The sequence below is a fragment of the Corynebacterium callunae DSM 20147 genome (genome assembly GCF_000344785.1).
Taxonomy (GTDB): domain Bacteria; phylum Actinomycetota; class Actinomycetes; order Mycobacteriales; family Mycobacteriaceae; genus Corynebacterium; species Corynebacterium callunae.
This window is the reverse complement of record NC_020506.1, coordinates 721,523-741,321: the sequence shown is the minus strand read 5'-3', so window position 1 is coordinate 741,321 and position 19,799 is coordinate 721,523. Positions and strand designations below refer to the sequence as shown.

Below are 19,799 nucleotides of genomic sequence, written 5' to 3'. Positions count from 1 at the left end.
CTCAAAGTTTGTCAGAAACATAGGACACAAGCGTGTTTTCTACCCTATTTAGGTTCGAAATGATATTCGGATCGTTGTTCTCAGACAACTCTTGAATATTGCGTCGGGACAAAAACGCGCGCAGCAAAAGAGATTCAATATCTGGCAAATGCGAGAATCTTCCCAAGATGCCTTCATCCACTGCACCGAGTAACAGACCATCAACGATCACCAACGCTGCGGTAAATCCATGTGGTCGCAACACTGGCACCAAATCAGTCACTGCTGGTGGTTGCGTTCCGGAATATAAGGTGGTGGCCAACATATCAGCATGTCCGACCTGATTCACGCGATCGATGGGACGCAGGAGCTGGCCGATCTGGCCAGGTTGTTCTTCCCAGGCTCGAATATCGGCGCGGTGAAAAACATTATCCACGGGCTCTGGAGCGTGGGATTTTACTAAGGCGTCGGCCAGACGCAGGGCCGCAACCACGGTTTCGTCGACACGCTTAGCAACGTTGCCTGTAGAGAACACCGATGCGCGCCATCCGGCGACGACAAAACGGCCGTCGGTGGAACGAATCGGGCGTACTACGCGCACGCCTTCTGGTTTAAGACCTTCGCGAGTTTTGGAGGACCACGCCGCTGTTTCGGGGCTTAGCACTTTGGAAAAGACGGTATTGCCCACGCGGAATCCATAATCCCAGGCCTCGCTAAGTTGCTCTGCAGGTCCCGCGCCTACTTGAAAGGCATCGCGCACGTGGTCTGGCAACTGATCTGACTCTGACATTATTCTCCTCTAAAATCCACGCGGATAAGGCCAAGGGTTGAACTCACAAGTGGCATTGTCGTCCGGATAAACCTCGGAGGGGTCAATCTTGAAAAGTTCAGAATTATTAAGACTCAAGGTTTGCTGCATCATAATCGGCGCAAGTTCGCCATCGGCAGTACAAACATCGTGGGCGGCATATCCCAAACCATGACCTACTTCATGGTTAATCAAATATTGCCGATAAGAACCCAGATCGCCCTCAAATGGTGCTGCCCCGCGCAGCCAGCGTGATTCATTAATCATCACGCGACCACCATCGGAATAAAAACAGCTGGTCTCCATCGCAATATCGTTGCCACACAAGCTGTGCGTGGTATCGAGCGAGGTTAATTGAATGCGCAGATCTGGTTCCGCATCTCCGCTGACATGCTCAAAAGCAAATTGCGGATCGGCAGTCCAGCTCTTGGGATCAGACAATGTGGCATCAACGGCTGCTACAAAAGCATCATCGCCACCATAAGCGCTGGTATTAACACCATTTTCAATCTCAACAACGTACGTATAAGTGCGTTCCACACCCTGCCCCACCCGTGGCAAGGCGGTTCCTACCTGGCGAAATGTGCCATCGCCACGTTGCGTATATGCACCGCCAGGTGGCAGTTCAGTCAGAGGAACGTCCATGGACTCAACCTGCGCGGGATCGGGTCCGGCGCCACGATCCGTCGTCGAAACTTCGCTTGTCGACGCGGCCATCACCCCGGTAGCGGGCTGGTCAGCCGTGAAAACGTCGAAAAGCACCCAGACCGTTATCACGGTCAAAACCGGGATGGCGTAGGCACGCCAGCCATAATCCCGCGCAAAACGGACCAAAAACGGTTCCTGTGACACTGCTCTAAAAACCCGCCCTTTTAAGCGCCGGCGAAGCCGACAGTACGTGGAGTGTTGGTGCCTACTTCAACGTAGGCAATGCGACTATTGCGAATGATGTAAAGACGACCCTTTTCATCATTCAGTTCCAAAACTCCGGCATCATTAGCCAAAGCTTCGGAAACCTTTGCTGCTACTTCCTCCTGCTGTAAATCAGCAGAAATAACCAGCTCACGTGCGGAATCAGTGAATCCGACCTTGATATCCATGTTTCTCCTTAAAGAATCGTTTAAGTGGAATGACCCTATTGTAACCGTGCAACGATAGTATCTAAGTTGTGTCTTCTGAAAGCCCCAGACCTACGTTCACTGAGCTCGGCGTCGCAGTGGAAATCACCGATGCACTAGCAGCTCTCGGTATTACTCACACTTTCGCGATCCAGGAGTACACCCTTCCCATCGCGCTTGATGGCCATGATCTCATCGGCCAAGCACGCACGGGAATGGGCAAAACCTACGGTTTTGGTGTGCCCCTACTTGATCGCGTCTTTGATTCTGCCGATGTTGCAGAGATCGACGGTACGCCACGTGCCTTAGTCATTGTGCCCACTCGCGAACTTGCAGTGCAGGTTGGCAATGACCTTGAGCGCGCTGCCACGAATCTACCACTTAAGATTTTCACCTTTTATGGTGGAACTCCTTATGAAGAGCAGATCGATGCTCTCAAGGTGGGTGTCGATATCGTCGTTGGAACCCCCGGCCGCCTCCTGGATCTTTATAAGCGTGGAGCGCTGCAATTGGACCAGGTTGCGATCTTGGTTTTGGACGAAGCCGATGAAATGCTCGATCTGGGCTTTTTGCCTGATATTGAAAAGCTGATGAGCGCGCTTACACACAAGCACCAAACCATGCTTTTCTCCGCAACGATGCCCGGCCCAATCCTCACGCTGGCCCGCAGCTTCCTGCACAAGCCAGTCCATATTCGAGCTGAAACCGCAGATTCTGCGGCTACCCACAAAACCACTCGCCAGGTGGTATTCCAGGCTCACCAAATGGACAAAGAAGCGATCACTGCCCGCATTTTGCAGGCTAAAAATCGTGGCAAAACCATTATCTTCGCCCGCACCAAGCGCACTGCCGCACAGGTTGCTGAAGATCTCGCGGCTCGCGGATTCTCTGTAGGTTCAGTACACGGTGATATGGGACAGCCTGCTCGCGAAAAATCCCTCAATGCATTCCGTAGCGGAAAAATCGACATCTTGGTGGCAACCGATGTAGCTGCACGTGGCATCGACATTGACGACGTCACCCACGTAATCAATTTCCAGACCCCAGATGATCCCATGACTTATGTGCACCGTATCGGCCGTACCGGACGTGCTGGTCACGATGGCATCGCTGTCACTTTGGTCGGATATGACGAAGTCCTGAAATGGTCCGCCATCGATAATGAACTTGAACTGGGTCAGCCTAACCCACCACAGTGGTTCTCTACTTCACCCGAACTTTATGAAGCACTAGATATTCCTGAAGGTGCAAGCGAGCGTGTAGGACCTGCGCAAAAGGTTTTGGGAGGATCAATCCCACGCTCTAATCCGCGTCGTTCCCGCGATCGGAGTTAAGAAGTGGCAAAGATTCTTCGCAGAACTCGAGCTGATTTCATCGCCACGGGTGTCATCGCTGCGCTCTCAGTGGCTGGCGTTGCAACAGTCTGGGCGACCGCTCCAATCCGGCAGGCAGAACTACATCCAGCTGCACAGAGCTACAACGCTGCTGGAACTTTGGCTATCGTGCCCGCTGAGCTTCATGAAATTTGGCGCAGCACGGACACTTCCACCAACCAACGCCCCGCAATTTCTGCGGGAGTTGTGGTTACTGCAGATGGGTCGACTCTAAAGAGCTTCACACCCGCTGGTGAGCAATTGTGGAGTTATGAGAGAAGCGATGAGCTCTGTGCTCTCTCCACAGCATTTGATGCCACAGTTGCCACCTACAAAACTGGAGTGGGTTGTGGCGATGTAGTTGCAATTAATGCCACTGATGGGCAGTACAAAGCCACTCGCAGTGCTATTGCAAGCGATAATGTTGTCCCCATTACCTCCAATGACCGAGTCGGTGTCCTTGGTACCGAGAGAGTCGAGCTGTGGCGTTCTGACCTCGTGAGAACGGTGGAATACGGCGAAGTTGAAGCAGCTCAGGAAGCTGATCAGCAGCCCAATCCAGAATGTTCTCTCACTTCTGCAATGACCCGTAAAGATTTGTTAGCCGTTACTGAGACTTGCCCAGATGGCGCCCACTATTTGCGATTGCAAGCTACTGCTCCAGAAGATTCTCGCGTTCCAGAAATCAGCCAGAGCATTGCGATCCCAGATGGCCGAGTAGTTGCTATTGGGCAAACTGCTGCTGCAATTTACGTGGATGATCCCCAACCAATGATTGTGTCCTATAAGGACACAGGCGAAAAGCTCAGCGAGCAACCAGTTAGCGCAGCAACATTTCCCGATGCTCCATTCCAATCTGCAACTGCAGATCTACCACATCATATGAGTTGGTTTGATGGCGATCGCTTAACGCTTTTCACTCCAACTGAGTTGTCAGTGGGACAAGTTTTTGAAGATGCGATCGGCACTGGTGTGGGAATTAATGGTCAGTTGGTTTATCCCACAGCATCTGGACTCACAATCGCCAATTGGGATACTGGCGAAGTGATCCGCACCATCCAAGTGGATCGGGGCGGATACCAAGGATCGGTGTTCTTAGGAATAGCCGGCGAGGTTTTCGTCGAAAAGCGTGGCACCGAGGTTGTAGCACTGGCCTAAAAGGCCGTGTTCGCCCAGTGGACGGCGCGGGGGTTAAAAAGCATACCGAGAACCGCGATCGCTGAAATTCCCGTCACAACGGCCCACAGGATCCTGCCTTCGACGAACATGTAATAAGCTGCGGGCAGCAAAATGAGGTTGAGCATAACTACTGCTCCCCTACCCCAGCGGCGTCCTTTCATCATGTTTAGGGCGCCGGCTGCAACGGTTCCGAAAACCAGAATGAAAAAGGCTGCAGTTCCGTATCCCACCCACGTATTGGCATCGGAAGTTGTGTAGACGATGCTGGGATCGGTTTTGCCCGTTACTTCTCTAAAAATGAGAAAAAGTGCGTATGCAAAACCTATGGCGGATTGAATAAGGGCGATGATTCCGCCCCAGCGGATAGATGCGGGCATATGAGGTGAGGTCACGGGCTTTGATTCTAGCCGTTCATTTTTTGTACACCATGTTGCGGTGAAATTTTCTTGAGTCAGGTGAACAATTTGTTCACCTTGACCAAAGGGTGAACAGATCTGCATTGCACCAGCTGACAATGGTTTCCGGAGCAAGTTAAAAGGAATTTGACACTCCGTACCTCAACGCTCTTAAACACCATTTAGTGAAACTAGTGGTAGTAGGAAGTTTTAGGGAAAATTACATACCCAAACAATGTGGTCCACCCCACATCTCCAAAGAATGTATGCATCAATATTCATGCTTTTAATGTGAAGTCTGTCACAAAATGGCCTTCAGGTCTAGCCAACTCGGGGTGTACATGACATTATTTCCAAGTACCAAAAAGAACTCAGGAAAAACTGATTCTTAACTCCGGTGCAGCGCAACATGAACCCCAGGTAAACCAGAAGATGCGAATCGCATCTCTTTCTGTCAATTGCGGGTATCGAAATCCACTCATCTGACCTTCTATTAGGTCACTTTTGCTGCGCGCCCGGACTGAAAATTATCGAGCTTTATTGAAAAGGAGTTATCGAAATGGATTGGCGCCACGAGGCTATCTGCCGCGAAGAGGATCCCGAGCTGTTCTTCCCTGTCGGAAACTCCGGCCCAGCTCTTGCACAAATCGCATCTGCAAAGATGGTTTGCAACCGCTGCCCTGTTACCTCCCAGTGTCTTGCATGGGCACTTGAGACCGGTCAGGATGCCGGCGTTTGGGGTGGCATGAGCGAAGACGAGCGTCGCGCTCTTAAGCGTCGCAAGAACCGCGGTCGCGGTCGCGCACGCATCACCGTCTAAAGACTTTTTAATATGCCATGAGACCTCATCTTTGTTCCGTTGATGAGCACCGGCTAAAGTATCTTAAGTTGATCAACATCTGAACTATAAGGAGGACTCATGAGCAAGCGAGGACGCAAGCGCAAGGACCGTCGCAAGAAGGGCGCCAACCACGGACGTCGCCCTAACTCTTAAAAAGAGTTAACCGCCAGGAAGAATATTCTTCCTGGCGGTTTTTTTAATTTTCTTTATACTCCACGCGAATTCGATAAGAGATACGCTGTCGCAATTCCGTCGGAGCGGATTCACAGCAACATTTCCTTAAAAGACTACGAAACTCAGCTTCCGCTTCTAAGAGCTGCATACATTTGGGGCAGCCTTCTGCATGAGAACGCAGACGCGCGCATTCATCCGCGGAAAGCTGCTCATCAAGTAGCTGATGCATATCATCGAAGAATTCAGGGCAGCCGCATTCGTTTCGCGGGACGCCACGAGTGGGATCTGTCATTTCTTAGCCTCCGAATTTTCCTTCATGTCGGGATGTCCAAGACCGATGCCTTGTTCCTTCGCTACTTCCTTTAACATCCCGCGCAGCTGTTTTCTTCCACGATGTAACCGAGACATCACTGTTCCCAGTGGAACATCCATAATCTCAGCAATATCCTTATACGCAAGATCTTCTACATCGGCATAATAGACCACCATGCGATATTCCGGGCTGAGTTGATTCATCGCTTCCCCAATTTGCCCATCGGGAAGGTTTTTCAGCGCCTCAACTTCCGCCGATTCCAACCCCGTAGAGGTATGCGATTGCGATTCCACCAACTGATAATCGGTGATCTCATCTGCGGAAGTTTGAGAAGGCTGGCGCTGCTTTTTGCGATACATGTTGATATACGTGTTGGTCATGATCCTATAAAGCCAGGCTTTTAGGTTCGTTCCCGGTTTAAAGCTCGCAAAAGCTTGATACGCCTTGATGTAGGTGTCTTGCACCAGATCTTCAGCGTCAGCGGGGTTTCGCGTCATGCGCAGCGCACCGCCGTAGAGCTGGTCTAGGAGCGGCAATGCTTCCTCTTCAAAGCGGGCAGCCAGAGCATCTCCATCGACTGCGCCGGTTCGGTTCTCAGCCATATGGCCCCTTTCAGAATGCGTCTTGACCATTCTACTTTGGTCCTCTCCCCTCGCCTGCGGGGGTAGTGCTTAACGCACCTGTGCTGCACTTTTATTTTTGGACCACCCCCGCGTGTCCACCCCATGGTTTAGAACATACGTATGAACTCAATTAAGGGGAAAACAATGTTCTTCTACACAGTCAATAACCCAAATGACCCACTCAGCACTGAAATTATCCAGCTAAATCGCCGTGAGCTGCAGTTTTGGCAAAGCCTCATCCCTGATAATGAGGAAGATTTAGCTACCGCCATTAATAGGATCAATGCCCGTTCTGGCCTGGCTCGCAAATTCATTGCTGCCTGCCTTTTTAGCATGTGCATGTTGCCTCATCTCCCCGGATTCCAAAAACTCCTCGACAAATTAGGTCATCTAGACATGGCACGAATAAATACCATCACAAAAGCAGCTCAGAAAATACCCACTGACAAAAGAGCGCTTTTCGACGCCTACCTGGTCACCTACTTGACCCCTACAAAGGAGGCACAGGCGCTTCCACAAGCGCCCTCCATCGCAGCGATGCTGCGAAAATTCATCGCTATTCACTGCCCTGCACAGGAAGAACCCACTGTAGAAACCGCAGATACTATTCGTTATCGTCGCAACAGTCGCGAAGGCATCAGCATTACGGTTGATGCCGCAGAAGGCGAAGCTATTGAAATTAAAGCCACATTAGAGCAAATGGCCAAAGACAAGAACTGTGCCCCTGGCTCCGCCCTCCTCAACTTGGTGCGTGGTCTAAGCACCAAGGTTGTCCTCAACACTTATGGGTCCGAGAATTGTCCCGAATACCTTGAAGGTGGGTATTGGTTATCCACCAAGCAGCAAGACTTTTGGAAAGACCGCGTGACCTCTTTAAGAGACATGGATGAGGCAGAATGGGCGCTCACTGCAGCCTATGAACCGACTCCGGAAATTCGCCTCTTCGTCAAAGGAAAATTCACCACTTGCAGTGTTCCTGGCTGCTGCGTCGAAGTGAAAAAATGCCAGCTTGACCACATCATCCCATGGAAGCAGGGCGGCCCAACTACCCCTTGGAATTTGCACCCTCTTTGTGTCTTCCACCATAACCAAAAAACTGATGGGCGCCTGCAGTGTTATCCGCTCCCCAATGGAGACATCCTCTTCATAATCGATGGTCTACCCATTGTCACCACACCAGACGGCCCGCTTTCGCATTCCCATAGGACATGGGGAACCTCCTTTGGGGCTTTTATGGAGCGCAAAATCGCTGCCTAATCCAGGAGTCCAGCGTGGTCATTACGGACATTGCCCACATCCGCAGTCACTTCACGAACCTTTAATTGTTCCACCCATGTTTGGGAGACTGGATGCAATAGTTCTTTAGCCTGATCCACATCGCCAAACAACCATTGTTCCACCTCGTGTTGTTCCAGGAATCGAGGCAAACGATTATGCAACCATGCAATCGGTTCAATGGATTCAGTTGTCACCATCGTTGCCGATAGCTGATCGAGGCCTGTCGACCACAATCCAGCAGCCCACATCAATTGATCTCCCAAAGAGACGAAGTGTGGTTTCTTCTCATGCCATTCGTAAAAACCATCCATCGGAATCAAACAGCGTTGCTTTTTAAATGCATCTCTAAAGGAAGGTTTCTCAGCCACGGTTTCACCACGCGCATTAAACATCGGAGGGCCTGAATCATCCTTTTTCCAATGCGGAAATAGTCCCCATCGAGCAGGCTCAAGAAGCATCTCTTCCCCGGGGCGAACGATCGGCACTATCTGCGTCGGTGCCAAGTTATAACGCGGGCCAGGAGTTCCTTGAGGAGCTTGAATTGGCCTGCCGATAAACGTCTCTGCTGCTTGAATTAAAGAATCACCGGTGGTGAACAAAACGAATCTTCCGCACATACCCCCTATTATGTACTGTGTGACCGATTTGCCTACCTCTTTGCCATTATGGGATGCCCCGCGCGCTCGCGGCCCCATTGTTTGGGACCAAGTTATCCCTGGTTCTAAATCAATTACTAACCGTGCCTTGATCTTGGCGGCTCTTGCCTCTGGACCATCTTCAATTGTTGATGTTCTACGCAGCCGTGACACCGATCTTATGGCCGATGGATTGCGCAGCCTCGGTACCAGCATCACCGAAGAAACCACCACTCGCTACCACGTTGAACCAGCAGAATTGTCTGCTGGCTCCGTATACTGCGGTTTGGCCGGAACTGTTATGCGTTTCCTTCCTCCGGTCGCAGCTTTTGCCTCCGGACCTGTTGAATTTGACGGTGATCCTCAAGCGCGCCAGCGCCCCATGCAGAGCATTTTGGACGCTCTTCGTACCCTCGGAGTTGAGGTAGAAAACAACTCTCTACCTTTCACCGTTAATGCGGGTGAAATTCCTGAGGGTGGCGTGGTGGAGATTGATGCATCTGGGTCGTCTCAGTTCGTTTCGGGCTTGCTGCTTTCAGCTGCGCGCTTTAAAAATGGAGTCACTGTAAAGCATGTTGGTGGGCGTCTCCCTAGCTTGCCTCATATTGAAATGACCGTAGATATGCTGCGCCAAGCAGGTGTTCAGGTTGATGTTTCTGAAAACCAGTGGACCGTTCATCCAGGCGAAATTGATGGCAAGACCTGGCGAATCGAACCCGATTTGTCTAATGCCACCCCGTTCCTTGCAGCTGCTGCAGTTACTGGCGGAACGGTAAGCATCAAGAACTGGCCTCGTGCGACTACTCAACCTGGTGACACCATTCGCTCAATCCTAGAATCGATGGGTTGCGCCGTAGAGTTTATCTCTAATGGTGATGCCTATGACCTCGCAGTTACTGGTCCAGTATCTTTGCAAGGTATTCACCTTGATATGAGTGATATTGGAGAACTAACTCCAACTGTTGCGGCTCTTGCTGCGCTGGCTACCACCGAGTCTCGACTCACTGGTATTGCTCATCTACGAGGCCATGAGACAGATCGGCTAGCTGCACTAACCACTGAAATCAACCGCCTGGGCGGTAAGTGCACAGAGCTTAAAGATGGCTTACTTATTGAGCCAGCTGAGCTTCATGGTGGCGCTTGGCGTTCTTATGCCGATCACCGTATGGCTACTGCCGGCGCGATTATTGGTCTGGTGGTTGATGGTGTACAGGTAGAAGATATTCAAACTACGGCAAAGACTTTTCCTGGTTTTGAAAATCTTTGGGAGGAAATGGTTGGCTAAGCGTAGCTATGACGAGTCCGATGTTCGGGTTCGCCCAGGTAGAGGTACTCGACCTCGCACTAAAGATCGCCCTTCACATGATGATGCCCTGGTAGGCATGGTGGTAACCAAGGACCGCGGTCGATGGGGTGTTGTCCTAGATGGTCGTAAAGAAGCCGTAGTCACCATGCGTGCTCGTGAACTTGGACGTACCGCAATTGAGGTTGGTGACTGCGTAGGCGTTGTCGGTGACACTTCTGGACGTCCCGGGTCATTAGCTCGTATTGTGCGCCTTGAGGAACGAACTAGCGTGCTTCGACGCACTGCTGATGACACCGATCCCTATGAACGCATCGTGGTCGCCAATGCAGATCAATTACTCATCGTCTCAGCTGTCGCGGATCCACCACCTCGGGCGGGTTTTGTGGAACGCGCCCTCATCGCTGCTTTTGTGGGCAATCTGCAACCTATTTTGTGTCTGACAAAGTCAGATTTGGCTGATCCTGCAGAGTTTGCAGCCGAGTTTGAAGCTCTTGAGATTCCCGTTGTGGTGTGTGGTGTTGATGATCCGCTAGATCCCGTACTCGAGGTTGTCCAAGGGCATATTACTGCGCTGATTGGCCATTCTGGTGTTGGTAAATCAACGCTGGTTAATCGCTTGGTACCTCATGCCGATCGCGAAACTGGTGTGGTTTCTGGCGTGGGTAAAGGAAGGCATACGTCGACTCAGTCGGTTGCCTTAGCAATTGATGATGGCTGGATCATTGATACTCCGGGTATCCGATCCTTCGGTTTGGCGCATGTTGATGCCGATACCGTGGTGGGAGTTTTTGAGGATTTGGCGTTAGCGGCAGAGAACTGCCCTCGCGGTTGTTCCCATATGGGACCTCCTGCAGATCCTGAATGTGGTTTGGATCTGCTCGAGGGTGCTAGCGCGCGCCGTGTTGAGGCCGTGCGCGCGCTCTTGGTGGCATTACGTAGTAATGACGCCTGGGATATGTAATTAGAGCAGTTCTACTAGAAACGGCAGCTCTTCAGGGTCGTACCAGGCCATGAAGTTATCTTGTGCATCGCCAACGATGAGTTCGGCGTCTTCTTCTCCGAGGTCGGACTCATCGATAACAGCGATCGCTGCTTTGGTATCAGCTTCTGAGGCTTCAACATCGATGTGGATAGCTGCAATATCAACCAGGTTGATATGTGCGGGGGTGAGCTTTACTACTGACTCGCCATTTTCGGGCTGGAAAGTGATGTGCTTTTCATCAATATCTGCAGAGACGACGACTCGGCGATATGGGAATTGCTCCTCATCACCTACTGCTAGCAACCTAATGGAGGCCTCGGCAGCGTCTTGGAAAGCTGCGTGGGCGATCTCTTCTTCATCGCCTTCGGTGTAGAAGTCAAGGAGTGCTGGGGTTACTGCAAAGCCATATCCAGAGCGTGCAGTGATAACACCGGATTCGTTAAGACCACGCAGGGTGGAGAATGTGGCAGGAATGTAAACGCGCAAAACTAGAATTCACCTTCTAGGCCAAAGAGTCCGACAATCTCGACCACAGCGCGGTCAAATTGCTGGTAGTAAACGCCTACTAGTCCAGCCTCGACCGCACCGCGGACGTTGAGGATGGAATCGTCGACAAGCACACAGTCACGCATGGGCAGGTCGATGGCATCCGCGGCGGCCTGGAAAGCTGCCTCTTCTGGCTTTTCTACTCCGATTTCGCCGGAGAGCAGCACCTTATCGACAACCCCGGTGGTCTCTAGCTGGCGGATCGGCGCTGCGCCGAGCCCACCTGGATCGTTGCTCAAAACGGCGGTGGCAACCCCATTTTTCTTGGCTGCTGCCAAGAGGTTACGCCAACGACGTTGGTCCTCATCTGTACCGTCTAAAACTCCGGCATAGTCCACAATTAGTCCGCGCACTTTTTCCCTTTCTTTTTTCTTCTCTCGTGACATAATAGTCTCAATCTGTGTTTTGATTGTCGCACAGTTCGGGGTGGAACGTCTTTTGTCTTGGGTTTAGCACCCAAGGAGATTAGCCATACTCATTCCAATCCCCGGATTCACCCATCTTAAATACCTGGTTTCGGACCCCGTTCTCACTCGCTCGCGCGATCACATCCCAGTCCCCCGCGAGGTATCGGCGCTGGTACGCGTAGCGCTTGACTCTGCGTATGGGTTGCGGCCCGTCACCCACCTCCACCCAAAGCGTTTCGACGCCCCGGTGCGCGCGCATATCAGCGCCCGCCGGAAGCAAGGTGGTGCGGAGGTGGCGAAACTCATGTCTTGTCATATTCAAGTGACTGAAAACTCAGCTGAGGTGTGTGGCAGCATTTCTTTGCAGTCGCGTACAACGGCATATGCCGCCCGCTTGGTACAAGCGGACGGCATATGGAAAATGCTTAATTTTCGAGTGTTTTAAGCGTTTGCGTTTTCTTCCTGCTTAATAAATTGCTTACGCAGGAGGAAGAGTTGGCGCACGGTTTCTTCCTTGATTCCGTCCTTCATACCGTTGAACATATCGCCACCCTCTTTTTGGTATTCCACCAGTGGGTCGCGCTGTGCCATCGCGCGCAGGCCGATGCCCTCCTTGAGATAATCCATCTCATAGAGATGCTCACGCCACTTGGTATCGATAACTGGCATCAATACCATGCGCTCAATATTGCGCATCTGTGCTTCGCCGCCAATTGCAGAGACAGCCTCTTCGAGTTTTGCGTACTCAGACTGTGCATCAGCAACCAGTGCCTGGCGCAGATCCTGAGCGCTCAGCTCGCCTGGCTTGCCGTACTCATCACTTTCGACGAGGGACTGCCAAGTGATAGATGGGCTATAGAGTGCATCGAGAGCATTCCACAGCTTGTCTAGATCCCAGTCTTCGACATAACCATGTGCCGTCGCGCCATCAACATATGCGCCCACGGTTTCTTCAATCATGTTGTGGATATATGGGGAGATATCGGCTGACTCCAGGATTTCACGGCGTTCGCCGTAGATCACCTTGCGCTGCTCGTTCATCACTTCGTCGTACTTCAACACGTTTTTACGCATTTCGAAGTTCTGGTTTTCCACCTGTGCCTGAGCGCCCTTGATGGAGTTGGTCACAGTCTTGGACTCGATAGGCACATCGTCTGGCACGTTGAGGCGATTCATCATGTTTTCCATGGTTGGGCCCACAAATCGCACCATGAGGTCATCACGCATTGAGAGATAGAAGCGAGTTGCTCCCGGATCGCCCTGACGGCCAGAACGACCACGCAGCTGGTTATCAATACGGCGTGATTCATGGCGCTCGGTGCCCAATACGTAAAGTCCGCCAGCTTCGCGGACCTTATCTCCACGAGCTTCGCAGCGAGCCTTCATGCCCTGCAGCTCAGCATCCCACGCAGCCTGGTATTCCTCTTCGTTTTCAAAAGGATCAAGTCCGCGCTCTCGAAGTTTGATATCTAGCAAGACTTCAGGGTTTCCGCCGAGCACGATGTCAGTACCACGGCCAGCCATGTTGGTTGCCACAGTGACGTTTCCGGGCAGACCTGCCTGGGCGACGATCTGTGCTTCCTGCTCGTGGTGCTTGGCGTTTAGCACGTTGTGCTTGATGCCACGCTTGGTCAGCAGCTGGGAAAGATACTCAGATCGCTCGACAGAGACGGTACCAACCAGAATTGGCTGACCTTTTTCACTGCGCTCTGCGATGTCGTCCACCACTGCTGCGAACTTAGCTTCCTGGGTCTTGTAGACCAGGTCGGTAAGATCTTCACGCTGGTTAGGGCGGTTGGTTGGGATAGCAACCACGTTGAGCTTATAAATTTGGTGGAGCTCAGCCGCTTCAGTTTCTGCGGTACCGGTCATACCAGCAAGCTTGTCGTAGAGACGGAAGTAGTTCTGGAGAGTAACGGTGGCCAGCGTCTGGTTCTCGTTTTTGATCTCTACTTTTTCTTTGGCCTCAATAGCCTGGTGCATGCCTTCGTTGTAGCGACGCCCTGCCAGCACACGGCCAGTGAAGCCATCCACGATCATGACCTCGCCATTGCGCACAATATAGTCTTTGTCGCGAGTGAACAGCTCTTGCGCCTTAATGGCATTGTTCAAGAAGCTGACCAGCTGTGAGTGCTCTGGGGCGTAGAGGTTGTGGATGCCAAGCTGATCTTCGACAAATTCCACACCTTCTTCCTTGATACCCACGGTCTTTTTGCGCTCATCTACTTCATAGTGAACGTCTTTGGTCATGCGTGGAACCAGCTGTGCGAAGGTCGCATAGTGAGGTGAAGTGCCTTCAACTGGTCCCGAGATAATAAGCGGGGTACGTGCTTCGTCGATAAGGATGGAGTCAACCTCGTCGACAATGGCGTAGTGGTGTCCACGCTGGACCAAATCGCCCAGGGAACGAGCCATGTTATCGCGCAGATAATCAAAGCCCAGCTCATTGTTGGTGCCATAGGTAATGTCCGCAGCATAAGCTACTCGACGCTCGGCAGGCTGCATCTCAGAAAGGATGACGCCCACGCTGAGGCCCAAGAAACGGTGTACACGGCCCATCATCTCAGCATCGCGCTTGGCGAGGTAATCATTTACCGTCACCACATGCACGCCCTTGCCTTCCAAGGCGTTGAGATAAGCGGGCAGCACACAGGTCAAGGTCTTGCCTTCACCGGTGCGCATTTCGGCTACGTTGCCAAAGTGCAGCGCGGCGCCACCCATGATTTGCACTGGGTAGTGCTTCTGGCCCAACACACGCCAGGAGGCTTCACGAGCCACTGCGAAAGCTTCGAAGAAGATCTCATCGAGGCTTGCACCATCGGCAAGGCGTTCCTTGAACTCGGCTGTCTTTGCCTTGAGCTCATCATCGCTGAGTTCTTCGATCTGGTCTTCCAGAGCGGTAACTTGGTCAGCGATCTTATGCAGTCGCTTCACGGCACGGCCTTCGCCGACGCGGAGCATCTTGGACAATCCAAACACGAGCAGTCGTCCTTATTAATAGCGAAACGGGAAATAGATATCGAACCTGTATTGTACGCAGGGTTCCTTAAAACACAGTACCCGTCGCCTGCGAATTGCAGGCGACGGGTAAATGTTGGAGAAGCTTATGCTTCTTCGTTTGCCGATAGGGCAATCAAACCATAATCAAATGCGTGGCGACGGTAAACCACTGATGGCTGGTTGGTCTCTTCATTAACGAAGAGGTAGAAATCGTGGCCGACAAGCTCCATCTCAGAAAGTGCATCATCAACACTCATTGGGGTGGCTGGGTGCTCCTTGGTACGCACAATCTGGCCTGGTACGACATCTTCGACCTTATCTGCATAAGGATCAACATCGTACTTACCTAGGTCATCGGCGCCCCGCTGTTCCTGGGATTCCGCTACCAACTGTGCTCCAACTTCACCAGCACCCAAAGGTGCGCGGTGACCGGAACGGGAAATGCTGCGACGTGCCTTGACCTTGCGCAAAGAGCGCTCCATCTTAGCTAGAGCAGTTTCCAGTGCTGCATAGAAGCTATCTTCTTTAGCCTCTGCACGGGCAATGTGGCCCTTGCCGGTTGCGGTGATCTGAATGCGATCACTTTGCTCTGCACGACGAGGATTTGGCTCATGCTGCAGTTCAACGTGGAAGAAAGTCAACGTTGGGTCCAGGCGCTCAATCTTTGCCAGCTTGGTATGTACTCGCTCAGCAAAGTGATCAGGAACCTCAACGTTTCGACCGGTGATGCTCACCTGGGTCTCAGGGCTAAGGGTGTTGTTCTCAGCAGGTGTAGTCACTTCTACATCTCCTCCCAATTGTGGCCACCGCATTTCGTGTGAGTGGAATTACTCTTACTACGGTGACGCGATCAACTTCACTTCCTATGATACTTCTGGTCATAACCACATTGCCAATAGGGGTCTAATTTTATGCTCCACATCACGCGTAGCAATAAGTTAGCGCTCCTCTGACCTGCACTCCTGCTGATCGAAGAACATCAGCAGATGCTGCAATGGTTGCCCCCGTTGTTACCACATCATCCACAATGAGCACCGGAACCGCAGGTCGGCGCAATAATTCCACGCGCATATTGCGCCTTCGCTGTTGCGCACTTTGGCCCACAGAATCGGGTGTGCGCGCAGCAATCCTCAAGCAGGGAAACGTCGAAAAGCCCGTTTTTGAACACACCCGCTCAACCGGATCGCCGCCACGGCGGCGGCGGGAGGCATCGCGAGTGGGCGCTGGCACCAGCGTGATATCGTGTTCCACTTCTCCCTGGGCGGCCAAATAGCTTATCGACGCTCCGATCGACGCCCCCACAAAAGCGGCAAGGTCGCGCCGGCCGCGCTCTTTCATCGCAATAAGAACGCTGCGATGCGGTCCCTCATAGGGCGACAAAGACCACACCGGAAAATCCACTGCCACCCCTACCCTTTTAGGGGGTGTGCGCCACACATATTGGCAAGAACTGCACAGCGAAGCGCCCGGGGCCCCACACCCGGCGCATTCTCGCGGCAGCAATAATTCCATTAGTGCGCAACCACTGGCGCGGCTCGCGAACCCAACAGCCCCGGTACCTCGCGCCAAATATCATCATCGGACGCCGGCAATTGCAGCATCGCATGCGCATCCGTGGCATAAACGGCTGTCGCCGAACTTGCCACCGATACCACCGGCGCATTGAGGTTTCCGCTCGGCAAAGACGTAATCGCCGAACCATCTTGCTCGACGCGCCAGATCGGTGTTTCGGGAATCGAAGTGCCCACCAACAGCGATCCATCTGGTCGCCAAGAAACTGTCAACGCGGTCTCGCCCAAAGTTGGCGCGACTTCAATGACATTGCTGATGCGTCGCTCCCCTGGACTTGGCCGAGTTACCACTCCGATATACACCCGACCCTCCACGATCATTGCGGCTCGCACTCCGGTTCGCGAAAGCTGGAATTCAGAGATCGGGCCGGTGACATCCCGTGGCAAGGCGATCTCGGATTCACTTTGCACCAACTCACCGGTTGTTGCCGATCGTGCGACTCTGACAGGAGTATCGCCGTCAATCACCGCCCACAAGGCCGTAGCTTCGTACTCAAAGGTTGGTCGCGTAATTGTCTTGGCAGTCAACACATCAGTAGAGGTATTTTCCAGCGAGCCAACCGATAACACAGCTTCCTCACCTCGGGAGCGAACCGACGCTGCCACATTTGCCGAAGTAGAAATCGCTATCGACTCAATCGAACCAGAACTCAGTTGCCCTGGAAGTGGTGAGAGCGATCCAGAACTCACCCTGGAAACCGAACCGTCCTTGAGCGCAAAAAGCGTGGATACCGTATTGGTATAAGCCTGCGGATTGTAATCAGCTACATCATCAAGAGTCAGCGAAGGAAATTCCGCTAGCAGAGGCGCACCATCGGCAACCAAAGTATATGGCCCGCCGATATCAGAATTCGCCAGCGTCCACACCACCTGAGCGGCAAACCGCAGCCGGGCATCATCATCCAGATTGCCCAAACCGGTGAATTGGTATTCCCCATTGTTTAATCCCACAAAGGCGGCATCGCTGGCAAGTTGATTGACCACACCGGGCGCGATCGTTGAGGATGGACCACTAACCAACAAAGACATCATGATGGTGTCGAGCGATTGGGTGTCATTAAAAATCCAGCGACGATCGCTCACCAACACTTGGCCGGAAGGATCAAAATAATAGAGATCGTGTGGGGTATAGCGGTTACGCAGATCGTTTCTCTCAATGATCACGCCATCTGGCAAAGCATCGATACGCCATTCGCCGTTTTCTTTCCGCATGGTGATCTCGGATTCATACTCAGTATTTTCCGGCAGATACACACCACCGCTGCCCAAGGTTCCCACTTGAGTTCCGCGAATCGTAATTTTGCGTTCCTCATCGGTGGAACCGGGCAAGGTATTTAAATCAACGCGGTCCACAACCCGCAACGTGGCCGCTGGATCCCAACTCTTTTTTCGGGCTTCGGTCAGATAAGCGCGAGCTGCCTCATATTGTTGCGTGGGATAAGCACCAGCCGAGAAGAAGCCGCGCAAAAGTAGATCGGGATCTTGACCGGGAGTAGGACCTGCAATTTCCTGAGTGGTGTCGGTGGCACTAAAAGAGCGCAAAACCTGTGGGTCAGTGTCAGTGGGAAGGGTGGAACATCCGGCAACCACGGAAGTGACGGCCAAGGTAGCTATCACTTGTTTGAATTTGCTCATGGGGTGTTCTCCTGCTTCTCTGCTATCGCTGCAGACTGAACTGCGGGCTGAACTGCGGGCTGAGGCGCGTCAGCTGCTGCAGTATCAACGGCTGGCTCATCTTCCCAAGGTTTTTCTGGAGCGATAAGTGCGATGGGTGAACGTCGGTAATCCCCCTGTGGTTCACGTGGCAAGACCAGTCGGAAAATTGAGCCAATTCCAGGAGTACCAGCCGCGTCAAGAGTTCCACCGTGCAGCATTGCATCTTCCCGAGAAATTGCCAATCCCAAACCAGTGCCACCAGAATGACGCACACGGGAAGGGTCTGCTCGCCAAAAACGGTTAAAGACCAATTCATCTTGACCTGGCTTGAGGCCCACGCCATGGTCGATTACTGCGATAGCGACAGCTTCCTCAGTTGCGCGCAATTTCAGCTCCACTGGATGTCCCTTGGAGTGATCAACTGCATTGGCTAGCAGATTGCGCACAATGCGTTCGATGCGGCGGGAATCGCCATTGATATTGACCGATTCTTCTGGCATATCCACTTGCAATTCCACATCAAGCTCTTTAGCCAAATGCGAAACCTGCTCTAAGGCAGAGCGGATTGGAATGCGAATATCGTGAACCGCGGTGGAGAGCTCCGCAACTCCGGCATCGTGGCGCGAGATTTCCAGCAGATCGCTGAGCAAGGATTCAAATCGATCAAGCTCCCTATTCATCAGCTGGCTGGCGCGCCGAGCTCCTGGAGACAACTCATCTTCACTATCGGCAATAAGATCAGCGGCCATACGCACAGTTGTTAAAGGCGTGCGAAGTTCATGGGATACGTCGGAAGTAAATTGCCGTTGCAGATTGCCATATTCTTCCAATTGCGTAATCTGCGCAGATAGCGATTCCGCCATGGCGTTAAAGCTGACAGCCAATCGAGCCATCTCATCTTCGCCATCAACCACCATGCGTTCGCGGAGTTTGCCCTGAGCGAAACGCTCGGCAATTCGGCTCGCTGAGCGCACCGGCGTGGTCACCTGTTGGGTAGCAAGCCAGGCAATGCCCACTAGCAAAATCACCACGATCAACAAGGCTGCCGATAGCAGTCCTCGCATCAAAGCTAGAGACGCCTCATCGCTTTCCATGGAGAAGACTAGATAAACCTGCAGATTGGGAATATCGCTATCGGTGGGTGTGCCAATAATGAGGGCATTATAAGAAGATCCATCACCTTGATCGATGGTGGCAAATTGGTAGGACACTTGATCTTGGGAGACAAAATAGCGCAGTCGTTCGGGAATGCGATAGCCCTCTGGTGAGACCACTACTTCATCACTATTAACCAGCACCACGGCGTCATAGGCAGCATTAACTTCTGCTCCCCCGCCATTGCCCAAGCTGGAAAGGGCGGCGCGCGCGGAGTTCACTCGAACTTGCAATGAGCTTGAGGCGCCAGATGCGGTGATTTGATTTTCCACAATCACGCGGGCGCGGTCGATCTCGGAATTGGCAATGTCAATTTTTTGATCGACCAAACGCTGGGTGAAAACCGTCAGCATGCCGAGTCCAAGGAGGATCATCACAATCGCTGAGGCGGTGAAGATCGATCCAAGTACACGTACCTGCAAAGAGGTGCGCCATTTATCTACAAAGCGATTTCGCAGTC

22 protein-coding genes are annotated in these 19,799 nt (G+C 52.4%); 8 read left to right on the top strand and 14 right to left on the bottom strand.

Annotated elements, in window-relative coordinates; all coding sequences use genetic code 11:
- Position 1 precedes the first annotated feature (1 nt).
- The 3 genes from H924_RS03545 to H924_RS03535 are packed head-to-tail and all read right to left on the bottom strand — an operon-like array spanning position 2 to position 1,887.
- Positions 2–769 (bottom strand): TIGR02569 family protein, encoded by a 768-nt coding sequence (locus H924_RS03545; RefSeq protein WP_015650589.1) that lies wholly within the window; start codon positions 767–769, stop codon positions 2–4.
- Between the two features lie 9 nt (positions 770–778).
- Positions 779–1,639, bottom strand: a complete 861-nt coding sequence (locus tag H924_RS03540; RefSeq protein WP_015650588.1) for a DUF3152 domain-containing protein — start codon at positions 1,637–1,639, stop codon at positions 779–781.
- 20 nt (positions 1,640–1,659) lie between these two features.
- Positions 1,660–1,887, bottom strand: coding sequence for a DUF3107 domain-containing protein (locus tag H924_RS03535; RefSeq protein ID WP_015650587.1), 228 nt, complete (start codon positions 1,885–1,887; stop codon positions 1,660–1,662).
- A gap of 68 nt (positions 1,888–1,955) precedes the next feature.
- Between H924_RS03535 and H924_RS03530 the strand changes: the two genes are divergently transcribed.
- Positions 1,956–3,239 carry a DEAD/DEAH box helicase gene (locus H924_RS03530; RefSeq protein WP_015650586.1) on the top strand — a complete coding sequence of 428 codons (1,284 nt, stop codon included), beginning with the start codon at positions 1,956–1,958 and terminating at the stop codon, positions 3,237–3,239.
- A 3-nt stretch (positions 3,240–3,242) separates the two neighbouring features.
- Positions 3,243–4,436 carry an Rv3212 family protein gene (locus H924_RS03525; RefSeq protein ID WP_015650585.1) on the top strand — a complete coding sequence of 398 codons (1,194 nt, stop codon included), beginning with the start codon at positions 3,243–3,245 and terminating at the stop codon, positions 4,434–4,436.
- On the opposite strand, the gene H924_RS03520 is transcribed toward H924_RS03525, so the two are convergent.
- The gene (locus tag H924_RS03520) at positions 4,433–4,834 is read right to left on the bottom strand and encodes a hypothetical protein (RefSeq protein WP_015650584.1); all 402 of its coding nucleotides are present in this window, start codon (positions 4,832–4,834) and stop codon (positions 4,433–4,435) included. The genes H924_RS03525 and H924_RS03520 overlap by 4 nt on opposite strands.
- 577 nt (positions 4,835–5,411) lie before the next feature.
- On the opposite strand from H924_RS03520, the gene whcE reads away from it, so the two are divergent.
- Together whcE and H924_RS14785 are read left to right on the top strand one after the other, a co-directional pair.
- Positions 5,412–5,672, top strand: coding sequence for a WhiB family transcriptional regulator WhcE (whcE, locus tag H924_RS03515; RefSeq protein ID WP_015650583.1), 261 nt, complete (start codon positions 5,412–5,414; stop codon positions 5,670–5,672).
- A gap of 99 nt (positions 5,673–5,771) precedes the next feature.
- Positions 5,772–5,846, top strand: coding sequence for a 50S ribosomal protein bL37 (locus H924_RS14785; RefSeq protein WP_020948532.1), 75 nt, complete (start codon positions 5,772–5,774; stop codon positions 5,844–5,846).
- 43 nt (positions 5,847–5,889) lie between these two features.
- Here H924_RS14785 and rsrA read toward each other — a convergent pair whose 3' ends face one another.
- Together rsrA and H924_RS03510 are read right to left on the bottom strand one after the other, a co-directional pair.
- Positions 5,890–6,159 (bottom strand): mycothiol system anti-sigma-R factor, encoded by a 270-nt coding sequence (gene rsrA, locus H924_RS13840; protein ID WP_015650582.1) that lies wholly within the window; start codon positions 6,157–6,159, stop codon positions 5,890–5,892.
- Positions 6,156–6,782 (bottom strand): sigma-70 family RNA polymerase sigma factor, encoded by a 627-nt coding sequence (locus H924_RS03510; RefSeq protein ID WP_015650581.1) that lies wholly within the window; start codon positions 6,780–6,782, stop codon positions 6,156–6,158. The genes rsrA and H924_RS03510 overlap by 4 nt, the downstream gene beginning before the upstream one ends.
- 141 nt (positions 6,783–6,923) lie before the next feature.
- On the opposite strand from H924_RS03510, the gene H924_RS03505 reads away from it, so the two are divergent.
- Complete coding sequence (locus H924_RS03505) at positions 6,924–8,060, top strand: HNH endonuclease signature motif containing protein (RefSeq protein WP_245533895.1); 1,137 nt, start codon at positions 6,924–6,926, stop codon at positions 8,058–8,060.
- On the opposite strand, the gene H924_RS03500 is transcribed toward H924_RS03505, so the two are convergent.
- On the bottom strand, positions 8,057–8,698 hold the full coding sequence (locus H924_RS03500) for an SOS response-associated peptidase (RefSeq protein ID WP_029703466.1): 642 nt from the start codon (positions 8,696–8,698) through the stop codon (positions 8,057–8,059). The two genes, H924_RS03505 and H924_RS03500, sit on opposite strands and share 4 nt — an antisense overlap.
- 10 nt (positions 8,699–8,708) lie before the next feature.
- Between H924_RS03500 and aroA the strand changes: the two genes are divergently transcribed.
- Both aroA and rsgA read left to right on the top strand, forming a co-directional pair.
- Entirely contained in the window at positions 8,709–10,001 is a 1,293-nt protein-coding gene (gene aroA / locus H924_RS03495; protein WP_029703468.1) for a 3-phosphoshikimate 1-carboxyvinyltransferase, read from the top strand.
- Entirely contained in the window at positions 9,994–10,983 is a 990-nt protein-coding gene (gene rsgA / locus H924_RS03490) for a ribosome small subunit-dependent GTPase A (RefSeq protein WP_015650577.1), read from the top strand. The genes aroA and rsgA overlap by 8 nt, the downstream gene beginning before the upstream one ends.
- Here rsgA and H924_RS03485 read toward each other — a convergent pair whose 3' ends face one another.
- Together H924_RS03485 and H924_RS03480 are read right to left on the bottom strand one after the other, a co-directional pair.
- A complete protein-coding gene (locus H924_RS03485; RefSeq protein ID WP_015650576.1) occupies positions 10,984–11,490 on the bottom strand; it encodes a DUF6912 family protein in 507 nt (168 codons plus the stop codon).
- A gap of 2 nt (positions 11,491–11,492) precedes the next feature.
- On the bottom strand, positions 11,493–11,936 hold the full coding sequence (locus H924_RS03480) for an HAD family hydrolase (protein WP_282101773.1): 444 nt from the start codon (positions 11,934–11,936) through the stop codon (positions 11,493–11,495).
- A 223-nt stretch (positions 11,937–12,159) separates the two neighbouring features.
- Here H924_RS03480 and H924_RS14520 point away from each other — a divergent pair, with 223 nt between their 5' ends.
- A complete protein-coding gene (locus H924_RS14520) occupies positions 12,160–12,402 on the top strand; it encodes an Rv3235 family protein (protein WP_245533894.1) in 243 nt (80 codons plus the stop codon).
- On the opposite strand, the gene secA is transcribed toward H924_RS14520, so the two are convergent.
- The 5 genes from secA to mtrB all read right to left on the bottom strand — a co-directional run bounded on the left by secA (position 12,399) and on the right by mtrB (position 19,797).
- Positions 12,399–14,936, bottom strand: coding sequence for a preprotein translocase subunit SecA (secA, locus tag H924_RS03470; protein ID WP_015650573.1), 2,538 nt, complete (start codon positions 14,934–14,936; stop codon positions 12,399–12,401). The two genes, H924_RS14520 and secA, sit on opposite strands and share 4 nt — an antisense overlap.
- 125 nt (positions 14,937–15,061) lie before the next feature.
- Positions 15,062–15,736: a ribosome hibernation-promoting factor, HPF/YfiA family gene (gene hpf / locus H924_RS03465; protein WP_015650572.1), complete on the bottom strand. Its 675-nt coding sequence runs from the start codon at positions 15,734–15,736 to the stop codon at positions 15,062–15,064.
- A 142-nt stretch (positions 15,737–15,878) separates the two neighbouring features.
- Positions 15,879–16,469 carry a ComF family protein gene (locus tag H924_RS03460; protein ID WP_029703471.1) on the bottom strand — a complete coding sequence of 197 codons (591 nt, stop codon included), beginning with the start codon at positions 16,467–16,469 and terminating at the stop codon, positions 15,879–15,881.
- Positions 16,469–18,163, bottom strand: coding sequence for an MtrAB system accessory lipoprotein LpqB (lpqB, locus tag H924_RS03455; RefSeq protein WP_015650570.1), 1,695 nt, complete (start codon positions 18,161–18,163; stop codon positions 16,469–16,471). Before lpqB ends, H924_RS03460 begins: the two co-directional genes overlap by 1 nt.
- Entirely contained in the window at positions 18,160–19,797 is a 1,638-nt protein-coding gene (gene mtrB, locus H924_RS03450) for an MtrAB system histidine kinase MtrB (protein WP_052160416.1), read from the bottom strand. The genes lpqB and mtrB overlap by 4 nt, the downstream gene beginning before the upstream one ends.
- Between the last annotated feature and the right edge of the window lie 2 nt (positions 19,798–19,799).